This is a genomic window from Metabacillus idriensis (genome assembly GCF_050483325.1).
GTDB classification, from domain to species: Bacteria; Bacillota; Bacilli; order Bacillales; family Bacillaceae; genus Bacillus_P; species Bacillus_P idriensis_A.
On sequence record NZ_JBCMYF010000012.1, the window covers coordinates 169,606 to 182,141 of the forward strand.

General features: G+C 37.1%; 8 protein-coding genes and 1 pseudogene. 7 read left to right on the forward strand and 2 right to left on the reverse strand.

Annotated elements, in window-relative coordinates; genetic code table 11:
* Nucleotide 1 precedes the first annotated feature (1 nt).
* From ABEQ24_RS09215 to ABEQ24_RS09235, 5 genes are all read left to right on the forward strand, one after another.
* Complete coding sequence (locus ABEQ24_RS09215; RefSeq protein ID WP_430006510.1) at nucleotides 2–1,843, forward strand: DUF7017 domain-containing protein; 1,842 nt, start codon at nucleotides 2–4, stop codon at nucleotides 1,841–1,843.
* A 518-nt stretch (nucleotides 1,844–2,361) separates the two neighbouring features.
* Nucleotides 2,362–2,889, forward strand: a complete 528-nt coding sequence (locus tag ABEQ24_RS09220) for an AAA family ATPase (RefSeq protein ID WP_430006511.1) — start codon at nucleotides 2,362–2,364, stop codon at nucleotides 2,887–2,889.
* Between the two features lie 69 nt (nucleotides 2,890–2,958).
* Nucleotides 2,959–3,699 (forward strand): type I methionyl aminopeptidase, encoded by a 741-nt coding sequence (gene map / locus ABEQ24_RS09225; protein ID WP_430006512.1) that lies wholly within the window; start codon nucleotides 2,959–2,961, stop codon nucleotides 3,697–3,699.
* Nucleotides 3,700–4,042: 343 nt separating this feature from the next.
* Nucleotides 4,043–5,092, forward strand: a complete 1,050-nt coding sequence (locus tag ABEQ24_RS09230; protein ID WP_430006513.1) for a tetratricopeptide repeat protein — start codon at nucleotides 4,043–4,045, stop codon at nucleotides 5,090–5,092.
* A gap of 71 nt (nucleotides 5,093–5,163) precedes the next feature.
* Entirely contained in the window at nucleotides 5,164–6,543 is a 1,380-nt protein-coding gene (locus ABEQ24_RS09235; RefSeq protein WP_430006514.1) for a M20/M25/M40 family metallo-hydrolase, read from the forward strand.
* Between the two features lie 138 nt (nucleotides 6,544–6,681).
* On the opposite strand, the gene ABEQ24_RS09240 is transcribed toward ABEQ24_RS09235, so the two are convergent.
* Both ABEQ24_RS09240 and ABEQ24_RS09245 read right to left on the reverse strand, forming a co-directional pair.
* Nucleotides 6,682–6,936: a DinB family protein gene (locus ABEQ24_RS09240; protein ID WP_430006565.1), complete on the reverse strand. Its 255-nt coding sequence runs from the start codon at nucleotides 6,934–6,936 to the stop codon at nucleotides 6,682–6,684.
* Nucleotides 6,937–7,115: 179 nt separating this feature from the next.
* Nucleotides 7,116–8,216, reverse strand: a complete 1,101-nt coding sequence (locus ABEQ24_RS09245) for a sigma-70 family RNA polymerase sigma factor (RefSeq protein WP_430006515.1) — start codon at nucleotides 8,214–8,216, stop codon at nucleotides 7,116–7,118.
* Nucleotides 8,217–8,306: 90 nt separating this feature from the next.
* Between ABEQ24_RS09245 and ABEQ24_RS09250 the strand changes: the two genes are divergently transcribed.
* A complete protein-coding gene (locus ABEQ24_RS09250) occupies nucleotides 8,307–11,594 on the forward strand; it encodes a DEAD/DEAH box helicase (protein ID WP_430006516.1) in 3,288 nt (1,095 codons plus the stop codon).
* Nucleotides 11,595–12,071: 477 nt separating this feature from the next.
* Nucleotides 12,072–12,314, forward strand: a pseudogene (locus ABEQ24_RS09255) (contact-dependent growth inhibition system immunity protein); the annotation flags it as partial.
* Nucleotides 12,315–12,536 lie beyond the last annotated feature (222 nt).

The window sequence follows — 12,536 nt, forward strand, 5'->3', positions numbered from 1 at the left end:
AATGTACACAACCAAAAATTATAATGATGACTTGTACCGAATTTGTACCACATACTATGTGAGATTTAAATTGTTACAAGACTACGCATATCATCGTATAAATCAAAATGTTTTTGTTCAGCAATTAAGACTTAATAATAAAATGGATTCTGAAATAACCGAAATACTAACTGAGTTGAGTAAGTTATCTGAGAAAATCCGTAGTAACGGTGGAAAACTGGATCGGGATCCAATTGATGAAGCAAAGAAACTGAGGAAGGCTGGAAAACAAAAAGAAGCCTTCAAAGCAATCCTTCCGTATCTACAAGTAAACCAAGACGATGAAGATGCAGTAATCACTTTTGGATGGATCATGTATGATTTTTTGAAGAAGTCTGAAGGGAACATTGACAATTACATCCACAATTTAATGATCTTTAATAAAAACGCAGTTATACCTTTTGAGAGCAATTTTTTTGGTGGTTTTACTACTAACGATTTAAAGAAAACGTTAGTAAATTCAATCTTATGGTCCATTCGACGGGTTGTGATGCAAGGAGAACTTTTTGCTAATAGAGTTTTTCCACAGTTGTTGAGATTTTGTGGGAATGAAGCGAAGTTTATCGAGAACAGAGGATTATTTGCTAATAGTGGAGCTTCAGCATCACGTTCACTGATCAAAGAAATTATAAACAAATTAAACGATCCTAATTATCTTTTATTTATGGATACTATTGGATTCGATTGGTTTGACAATGGAGATTTTCAAAAGACCAATCATAATAATGAAAAAGGCGAGAACATAGAATTTAGGCCATTGGCAGAAGTTGTGTTGCATTTCCATGCAAAGAAACTGTTATCAGTGGATATGTTTATTGCAACAGAACAAAGGATAAATTCATTTATCGATGTACTGAATTCTCAAATACAAAAAAATCCTTCTTATGAATGGCTTCCGTATTATAAAGCGAAATTATTGATGAAAGTGAACAGAAATGATGAAGCACTAGAAACAGTTACCTCATTTGCAAGAGCTAAAAGCAGGGATTTTTGGGTTTGGGATTTAATTAGTGCACTCGTGAGTGATGATGAGAAATTCAATTGCTATTGTGCAGGATTACTTTGTAAGTCAAAACCAGAAATGATTGTTGGATTACAGGAAAAAATTATCCCAATTCTTATGGAGAAAGAGATGTTTTCAAATGCAAAATTTGAGTTGGATGAAATTATTACTACTCGAATGAAGAAATGGGGGAAGATATCTCAGCAACTTGAAGAATGGAAAAATGAAAGTTGGTATATTGAAGCAAAATCGGCTGAAAGTAGGGATGCTTTAAAAGGGTACGCTGATAAAGCTGAAGAAATTCTATATCGCACGCTTCCTTTTACCGATATTTTTGTTACATATATTAACAAATATAAAGGTGTAATTAATTTTGCATACTTAGGAAATAACCGTCTTTCAACTATTAAAGAAGGATATCTCTACATGGATTCTATTAAAGAGGTCCACCATTGGATAACCGATGAAGCGTTCAAAGTAAGGATGTTTGAAGATAAAAAGAGAACGAATTTATTTAAAATCTATAATGTTGCACAGGGGGATGAAACATTTGTATCTAATTTTATTCAAACCGGAATCGGTTATGTTGACAAAGAAGACACGAACCCATTTGCATTTGTAAATGATGCGTTTATCTCTCCTAAGTTGGTTGAGGAACACAAAATACAAAATTATGACAAGGTGAAGTATATTAAGAAGAGAAGATTCAATAAAAAGAAAAAAACATGGGGATGGTCAGTGGAAAAAATAATTTCTGTAGAGATGAAAAAACAACCGGAATATTGGAATGAAGAGAATTAGATATACCCCCGCAAACCAACATTAAGTCAAAAAAAGCTGTTCAAGAATGTTACGAAGACATATACATTTTGCTAAGGAAATTTCATGAAAAACGGTATATCCCTGTTGAGATATTACAGTTAAAAACCGTGAAAACGTGGGTTTACCGTCCTTTTTATACCTCTTGTTAACCATATTGCACACTATCAATATACGTGTGGCTTAATAATTATATTTTGTAGGTTAAAATAATTTTAAAAACATTATAAGGTAAACACCTGCAATTGAAATTAAAAGGAGGCAACTAACCGTTGTGGTGGTTGTCTCTTTTGCTTATTGAAATATTGAAATGTGTAGGTATAGATTCTGTTTTGATATAATTATTTATTAATAAAAGTTGCTATTTGATTTTAATGGATAGCACTGTTTCACATTATCATTTGATGAAGTCTAACTCTTTTTCCTCTTGAACTACTGATTCTGAAATTAAGGATAAAACAGTACAAGTTCAACAATTATTAACAAGGGCGGGATAGCAATTGAACCAATCAGGAACCCTATACTTCTTCTGCGGGAAAATGGGCGCCGGAAAATCTACTGAGTCAAAACGATTGGCGTTAGATAAACGTGCGGTACTGCTGTCAGAGGATGAATGGCTTTCATCTCTTTATCCCAATCAGATTGAATCATTTGAGGATTACAAACGATTTTCCCTTCAGCTAAAGCCACTGGTGAAAAAGCAAGTCCAAAACATATTATGTGTCGGTACAGATGTAGTTATGGACTTTCCGGCCAACACTCAAAAGCTGCGAGAATGGTTTTTGAATATGGCTGAAGAAGTCAATGCAGACCATCAGCTGATTTATCTCAACCTGAGTGACGAACGGTGCTTGCGCCAAATTGCTCAAAGACGTAAGGAACAACCAGAACGAGCGGCTTTTGATACGGAAGCGGTGTTTCATCATGTCACAAGTTTTTTCGAAGAGCCAGATGCATCTGAGGGTTTACATGTTATAGAGTTTAGTGGAGGATCTAAATATAGCCGGAAGGTTGATCCTGAAGCATAATTCGGGTATTTTCGATTAAACAATGGAATAATTACTCCTATAGAAGAAAAAGAAAAAGAGGTAGAAAAAATGATTGCTAAGACAGAAGAAGATTTCAGCGGTTTAAAGGAAATCGGAAAGATTATCGCGTCCATTCGGGATGAGTTGGTTCAAAAAACGGTTCCCGGCATTACGACGAAAGAGCTTGATGAGTTGGCCGGGGAGCTTTTTAAACAAGCAGGGGCCGTTTCAGCACCAAAAGGCGAGTATGATTTTCCGGGGTTTACGTGCATCAGTGTGAATGAAGAGGTGGCACACGGAATTCCTGGTGACCGGGTTATCCAGGAAGGGGATCTCGTGAATATCGATGTGTCTGCTTCCAAGAACGGTTATTTCGCTGATACGGGAATCTCATTTGTTGTGGGAAAAGGCGAAGAAGTCTTAAAGAGATTATGTGAAGCTGCGAAGAAGGCTTTTGAAGCGGGCCTTGAAAAAGCAAAGCCTGGATCAAAAAAAAGCAGAATCGGAAAAGCGGTTTTCGAAACAGCGAAACAGCATGGATTCACCGTTATCAAAAATCTTACCGGACACGGGATTGGCCGTAAGATCCACGAAGCCCCTGACCATATTTTGAATTATAATGACCCGTGGGATGATGAGATACTAAAGGAAGGAATGGTCATCGCCTTCGAACCGTTTATCTCCACCTCTGAAGAAGAAGTGTTCCAATTGGATGACGGCTGGACCTTTGCTACGGAAAAGAGCTATGTCGCTCAAGTGGAACATACGATCATTCTTACGAAAAACGGGCCGATTATTTTGACTCTTTAATGCTGAATAGAAAACGAAACAAGGTTTTTTAGAAAAGCATGATGCCAAGCTCCGTTCCAATGGAGAGCGCGACAATTTTTTCTAAAAAAAGAAGCAGGAACCCGCTAACAGGTTCCTGCTTCTTTTCATTTTTATCAAAACAGGATTCCACCCTGCCTTTCATGATAAAATAAAATTGGAAAATTACTACAAGAGGGCGCTGTTAGTTCTGAATGCATTTTATGAAGCGGACAGTCGGATCCCAGCAATGGAAAAGCGTAAGAATGACAATAAAATCCTTATGGTAAATGAATATCTAAAAATAGTAAATACTCAAGATTATTAACAATATGGAGGAGTATCCATGTTATTAAGGAACATGACACTAGAACAATTAGAAGATTACGAGCAAGATTTAAATGAGAGACAAGAGCATACTGAATTTGCATCTAGCTCAGATAAAATCCGGCTTTATAAGGAGATGTACCAACGTGTGCGAAAGCTGATGCGAGAAAACAGTGAGAAGTACGAGCACTATTTTACTTATATTAAAGATAAACTTGTTCATCAGCTTATTGTTTTTGGATATTATTTAAAAATGGGAGATGAAAAGGATGACGATTTAGCGATTCAGTGTTTAGAAGATGCTTTGAAGTATGATTCGGCAAATCCTATTGCGGCTTATAGACTTGGCTTTCTCTCCTATAGGAGAGAAGATTATTTGAATGCTGCTAAATATTTTCAAGAAGCATTAAGGAATCACGAATATTACAAGCAAAGTAAATACATATTGAACGAGAGACAAGTGTTAAATGCCCATTTATATTTGACTAATAGTTCTCTTTATGTCGCCAAGAAATCACACGAAAAGATGAAGAAGCTTAACTATGATGTTGTAGAAGAAATTAAGGAATATGAGTTTTCTTCACTGTACAACAGTTTGGAGGAAAATGAACAGTATCTTCATCGGAATGCATTTTACAAGGTTACACCAGAAGGAACAGTCACTTGCTCTAAGGAAGATTGTAATGATGTGATGGGAGATCAGCCACGTAACACACTAATTCTTTATTTTAATGATCAAAATAATGCACTTGGGTTTAATGGTAAGGAGAAACCGATAAGTAAGGAACGCGCTGATAACCTTCATTACTTATTAACAAAAAGCTCAGAAGCATCTCCAGCAACAAGATATAATCTTCAAAGTTCTTTTAACAGCTTTAATGAAAGTGGAGAAGTGAGCAGGGATAATTTTAAAAAGGCTATTTCGAGGGTACGTGAAGAATTAAGGAAAAGATTCATTCCACAGGTTATTAAGAATACAAATTTTCAAGGGGAAAATGCATATTATTTCGATCAAACAATTGATTTTATCATCATGTACAGAGTCGATGAAGAAACCGAATATATGTAAGGTGAGGCGGTGACAGGGGTGTCACCGCCTTTTTGCGATAATAATCTCATCAAGGAAAGGGAGATGATGAGATGAAAAATTGGAATCAATTATTTATTAGTCAAGGATTTATGGTCGAGGAGAAAGCGGCTAACACTTTTTCATGTATCAAAGAAACAGAGGAGAACATGTTGTTTTTATTGGAGAGTCTAGAGAAATTGGGTGTTATATTCACGTATGAAATTGCCACGTTGGAAGTTTTTAGCCCGGTTGTGGCAGAAAGCGAATGGTTAGATGCTGTTGATTTTAAGTACAGGGGCAGAGGAGAAGGGCTTTGGTTTAGGCCAGGACAGGAACAACCGAAAATCAAGGAGTTGGATACCTATATTTCTGGTGTAGTTCGTCACCTTAATCGTCTTGGATTTAATACAATGTCTTGCTGTGATGGACATGAAAGGAGAATGCCTTCAGTCATTTTTGAAGAAGAGGTGGAGATGGAGGACGTAGTCAAGGTATTAGTTGCTACGGGAATCAAGAAGGTTTTTACGAGAGATAGAAAAGCTACGCTTGCTATTTCAAGGCTGCAATTACTTGATGTCGCACTTAAGCTTGCAGCCTTTCAACAGAGCTGGATTAAAGAAGACTTAGAATTTATTAAAAAGCAATATTTTCTTTTACAGCTTGAAGAATGCCTTTCTATCAATGGGGAGAGTGGAAACGAAGAAACGATTCGTCAGTACGTTGTGGATAAGATGAAGCCTCACGTAGATTTTGTAACCGTCGATAAAAAAGGAAATATTCTTGCTCAGAAAAATTGCGGAACAGCTCAAGGACCAGTCATCCTTTTTAATGCCCATCTGGATACAGTAGAGGAAATTTATGATGGAAGAATGATTGAAAAGAATGGTGCTATCTGGTCAAGTAGTGAAGGAATCCTTGGTGCGGATGATCGAGCTGGCGTAACTATTCTATTAGAGTTAATACAACGCCTTGATCATCTAAAATTCAATGGGAAAGTTAAATTTATCTTCACAGTTGAAGAGGAGGTTGGTTTGGTTGGTGCAAGGAAAGTTGAAGAATTTTTTCTGTGGGATGTGGACGCAGCCTTTGTAGTCGACCGACGTAACAAAACAGACATTATCACCTCATGTGGAGGATATATACCATTTTGTCATCATAGCTTTGGAAAGTTTGTCGAAGAATCTGCCATATCTCAAGATCTCGAGGGCTGGAAGTGCATGAAGGGAGGTAGCAGTGATACAAGAATTTGGGCTTCCCACGGCATACAAAGTGTCAATCTGTCAGTAGGCTATCAAAATGAGCATACCGATGCCGAAATACTTGATACGGATGCTTGTTATAACACGCTACAGCTGTTAATAGGGATAATCCTTCAACATAGAGAGTTGCGTCGAGTGCTAAGGTTGATTAAGCGAGAGGCGATGATTAGCAGGATGGTGAATGGTGCTTAAGTATAAAGTGTTTTTTTGGAAAAGAAGCACGAAAGAAGCAATGGGACGGTTCTGCTGCTTCAAAAGCAAGAGAACCGTCCCATTGCTGTTCGCCAACAGGTTCCTGCTTCTTTTCATTTACCTTAAAACAGTAGCACTCTAAGACCAATCAACCCCGCCCCAAGAAGATTGTAACTTCCGAAGCAAAACAATTTGTCCAATATGATAAGAATCATGCATTATAATACTGCTGATTAAGCCCTCTATGGAGGGCCTGTTCGCTGCATACGGGGCTTTTAGCTTTTCGTCATCAAGTTCCGCGATGACGGTTTTGAATTGACTCATGACTTCATCAAGGCGCTGAAGTGTTTTGGCCCAGCCATTTTCGTCTTCCGGATCCCCGGGACATAAAATCTCCTTTGATCTCTAGGGTCTAAAAGATCCTTAAAGAAAAAAGCAGAGCATTATGAGTTTAAAACATTGTTAGGTTTGAATACCAACTTGTAATCATACTAGAAACAAATAAAACGAAATCAGACCGTTTAACGCTGGTTTCGTTTTATTTAGTGAATTTAATGATTCAGAGAGACACTTTATACAAAATCTTTTCTTTTAATGCGGCGGCGGAGACTTTTTAATGCTTTCGCTTCAATTTGTCTAATACGCTCTCTTGTTACTCCGAATATTTTGCCAATTTGCTCTAGCGTTTTCTCTGTTCCATCAATCAAACCAAAGCGTTGAATAATTACTTCTCTTTCTCGGTCAGTCAGGTATTTCAGTGAATTCCAAATTTTATCAGATGTTTCATTCTGTACGGCTTTTTCATGCGGATCCATATAACTGCCCATCCCAATGCCTAGCACTTCAACATGGTCATTAGACATAAACTCTAATAATTCCGTATCTCCATCTTCCTCGGAGACGATCCCATTCAGGGAGCTAATTTTAAAATAATTGCTTTCAATGAGCTTTAAGTAGTCATATCTTTCTACGGTAATTTGCAATTCTTCACATATGTACCTGACATCTATTTCGTCTTTATCCTGTAACGATTGCCGTTCTACTTTCCTCATTTTATTTACCTGCTCTATCATATGGACTGGTATTCTTACAATATGTCCTTTATCACAAATAGCACGGAAGATGGCTTGGCGGATCCACCACGTGGCATACGTGGAAAATTGATTGCCCAATGAAGAATCGAATTTTTCAACCGCTTTGAATAAACCGAACATTCCTTCCTGGACTAGATCGTCATAAGTCAGTTTATGTTTCATCCAGTTTTGCAGTTTTCCAGCTTCTTTATGGACGAGCCTCAAATTTTGTTCAACAATTTGCGCATAAACATTTTCATCACGGCTTTTTTGATAGGTATTTATTAATTCAAGGTTTGATGTAAAAGAAGTCCTTCTATTTTTAGGAGCAGGAGTACTGTTCACTTCTGGACCTGTTGCTTTTTCCAGAAAATCATCGAGATCAAAATCCTCGTCATCAACAAAAAACGGTTTTGTTTTCTTTGGTTTTTCTTCAATCTTTTTATATCCCTTTTGTTTCAGGTATTCCTTTATGTATTTCTTCTCTACATCGGTTTTTACAATATTCCGGATGAAGTCAACCGCATCTTCTATGAAAATATGCTCTTTATCAGGAAATTCAGCTTCTATCAGTTTTAGTTTTTGAAATAATTGCTGCAAAAGAATCTCCTACTTTCGTTGCTATATCCTAAGTTCTATTTTAGTATTATTTTATAATTATATAAACCATAAATTAGGAAGTGACATAACATGGATTCCAAGATTGATGAAATTTTAAATAAAAAAATGGATCGATTGCAGCAGGTAGCCACTAAAATGCCGTTAATTGTGTTAAAAGGATTCCCTAAGAGTTGGTTAAAGAGCATTGGCATAACAAAGTTGGTAGGTGTACCTCTAGACATCGACCTTCACCAATTGAACGAAGAAAAACCAAGGCTATTGCAGGAAGTGATTGTGAAGACGGCAGAAGGGCAAAAAGAGGGTTACTGGTGTACATATGAAGAATATGCAGCGATTGGCGACCAGATCTTATCGTTGTATTTTGAAATAGAAATATTCAAAAACAATATTTTTCATAATGTGTTTCCGTGCAGCTATCTGGTTGAGGGAATGGATAGTCTGTTTGCTAATTACTTTGATAACGAGGAATACGTTAGTGAGGATGACAGACATCCATCCTTTACCTTGTTTACAGAGTTTTATGGCGGACTGAAAAGGATTAAGGATACCTACTATATTACGTATATAGATGAAAGCGCAGATCAAGCTTTTTTTGAAGAAATGCCAGATAAAATGCCGATAATTGAAAAAAGCGTATATGCTGATACAACGTTTGAGCTTTCAGAGGAGGAAGATGATTTCCTTTTGTTTATTCAAAATATCATTGGACATAGCCAAAGTAATGAAATTTTCATTTCTTTTTCTGGCGATCTGCATGTGCTACCTAATCGATATCTCGAGCGTATCTCTGTGCTTCAGAAGATTTACGAAGGGCAGGTTGCCATCCATCTTATCTCTAAAGCAATGGATGAAAAGGAAAGAATTGATGAAGGCGACTATTTAGAAATACTTTCCCGTTATTGGCGCTATTCGTCATTTAGGTCATTGAAAATGTATAAAAATATCAATGATCCTAAGAACAACAAAGAAGTTGTCCTAATCCCCCAAAGCCAAATTATTGATGATATAGTCAAACAGGCCCAATTGGCAAAAGACGGGGAGACGTATAAGGATGTTTTTGTTACATCTCCCACAGGTGCCGGGAAGTCCATTATGTTTCAAATTCCTGCTGTGTACTTAGCAGAGAAATATAATCTGATGACCATTGTCATTTCTCCGTTGATAGGCTTAATGAAGGATCAGGTTGAAGGAATGCAGCGTAAGCAAATTGATATGTCGGCTACGATAAACTCTGAAATAACGCCAGTTGAAAAAATGGATATCATTGAAAAAATTAAAGAAGGAAAAATCTCCATTCTTTATATATCCCCTGAAACGTTATTAAGCCGCTCCGATATAAAGATGTTAATTGGAGAACGCCAAATCGGTCTCTTTGTAGTGGACGAAGCGCATATCGTCACAACATGGGGCAAAGCATTCCGGTCGGATTATTGGTATCTGGGCAGCTACTTAAGCAAGCTGAGAAAAGAAATGGATATGGAAAATAAAGGGTTTCCTGTTGCAACTTTCACTGCCACGGCTATTTACGGCGGAGTGGAGGATATGTATTCCGAGACTCGAGACAGCTTAAACCTTATCAATCCGATCAGTTACTTTGGATATATAAAAAGAGATGATATCCACGTGAAAATTAAGCAATCGAAAAAGGAACAGGACAGATATAATGAGTATCTTGGCGACAAATTTAAAATTATGCTTCTAAGGCTGGAAAAACACTTCCTGCCAAAAGAAGAAAAAACACTCATTTATTTTCCAACTATTTCGTTGATTCACCAGTTCCGCGATTTCGTGCGGGCGTCGAATAGTGATATTTATCATCAGATAGCCATGTATTATGGAACCATGTCAAAAGAAGATAAAAATGAAAGCTTCTTAAAGTACAGGAGCGGTGAAGCGAAGGTTATGCTGGCGACAAAGGCGTTTGGAATGGGGATTGACATTCCGGATATTACCAATGTGTATCATTTTGCGCCAACGGGAAATGTCTGCGATTATATCCAGGAAATAGGAAGAGCGGCACGTGACCTGGACGAAGGAAAGGCTTATTTCGATTATTTGTCGAAGGATTTTATTCACGTCAATAGACTGCACGGCATTTCTACGATCAAAAAGCAGCAACTGGTTCAAGTCATCGAAAAAATCCTTAAGATTCTGGAACAAAATAAGGATAGACAGCATGCGCGTAATTTACTGGTTAGCGCTGAGGATTTTCGTTATATTTTCGAGAGAAAATCCGCCATTGACCAAGATGATGACATCGACAACAAATTAAAAACGGCGCTTTTAATCATTGAAAAGGATTTTATCGCCAAAATGAATTATTCACCACTTGTCGCAAGGCCTAGGAGTGTATTTTCCAAAGAATATTTCTTGTTTGAAAAGCAGCATGAAAAAAATATTCTTCAGCAATTCCGTCCATATTTTAGCTTATCCAGGCAAAGGAATACGGAAGAAAACAATATTTTTGGCAGCATCTATGTTTGCGACATGAAAAAGCTTTGGGAGGATAAATTCCAGCACATGTCCTTCCCTAAATTTAAATATATGTTCCATCAAAAAGACGAAAAGCTGAAACTATCCTTTTTAAAGCACATTATGCCTGTCATGCAGCTTGAACTCGAACTGAAAGAAGCGAATGCCAGCGTGTTTCTATCTGGCTTAAAAAGAAACATTGAGAAAATTTCTGATGTATTCGGGAAATATGCAAGAGATAACAAGTACTTTTCTTTAACTGATCTAACGAGAGACCTTCAAAAAGTTATTGGGAAAAGTAAGTACTTCTGCGAAAATTTAGCTGGCATTATGATGCAAAGCATGGATAATTATGATCGGGTACAGAAACGGACAGCGAACTTTTATACAAGGTTTTTAAGATATTATGAACAGCGTCAGGCTTACACCATATCCAGCGGTTATGCAGCGTTTATGGATTGGATTGTCAATGAGACAAACAACATACTTGGTGACCCTAATACCATCAAACTATCTGAGGTGAAATACCAGACTTTCCTTCCGAAGGTTAATAAGACACGGATAGAAAAAACATTTGTCCTGTTAGGGATTATAGAGGCGTTAGGAATTTTGTTGTATCGGGTAAATGGCGGGGACAAACCGGAAATCTATATCCGTATTAACTCCAAATTGCAGCTTGACAGGGTAGTAAAAGAACCTAACAGATACAACAATGTTATTCTTGAAAATGTGTATAACCGCCACCAGATTTCCGTCTCCATGCTAATGTATCTGTTCGAAAAGGAAGTGGAAACGGAGGAATTCTGGAATTATATCGAGGACTACTTCTTAGGAAAAATCCCGGATGAAGTGTTTGCAAAGGTAAGATCAAGACACTCGTCTTAAACAAAAACTAAACTAACCAAGTTAAGGTATGTTACCAAATAGTGACCATAATCAATCGATTTAGGATTGTTATGTAGTTACCGACAATTTTTGCAAATCCATTAAAGGGATTTGCATTTTTTTATGAACAGAAACATTATTTGGGTAATTTCATGGAAGAAGGTCCTATATGTTGTTATTGATCGCTATAAACTTGAATTTCAACTTATTGGCTTGTGAATATACATATTACCAGTTTGCATTTTCTACATTTGAATTCCAAGTTTTCCTATAGTTAATCATGTTGAATAGGTGAAAAAGAAGAAGCATGGGGACGGGTCTCTAGCTTCCGACAGTAGAACAGTCCCCGCGCATTCCAAAAAACAGGCCGTCCTACGGAACTTCACAAAAGATACTGCTTCCGGCTTAGGAGGAACTTATATGAAAGAAGGCAGCCGCTATTTGGAGGAATTAAAGGATTTTTAAGGAGGAACCTTTCATCAAGATATGAATTCCCCTGAACAAGCAATAGGTGTATTTATAAACGAAGTTAGTAAAGAGTGTCTATTAGCAACTATGTTAGACTGTGAAAAATTTTTAGATAGCCGTTTAACGATTCAACAAAAAGAGAATTTTATCCAAGAGAATACAGAAATATATTTTGAAGCGATTGATTTACTTCCCACTCAATGGTTGCATCATTTAGTAATTCACATGAAAGAAGCAGTCAAAACAAAGTAAATGTATAGCTTGAATGGGTCATTAATTGTTTAAACAATCTTTCCTTTAAAAAGGAAAGATTATTCTATGACAAGCGGGTATGGAACTACTAGTACAATGATAGACCAATCCCCTTTTTTACAAATCCTTTAAGTAAAGCTAATAAATTTTAGAAGCACGGGGACGGTTCTGTTGCTCCAAAAGCAAGAGAACCGTCACCGTGCTTTTCGCCAACAGGTTCCT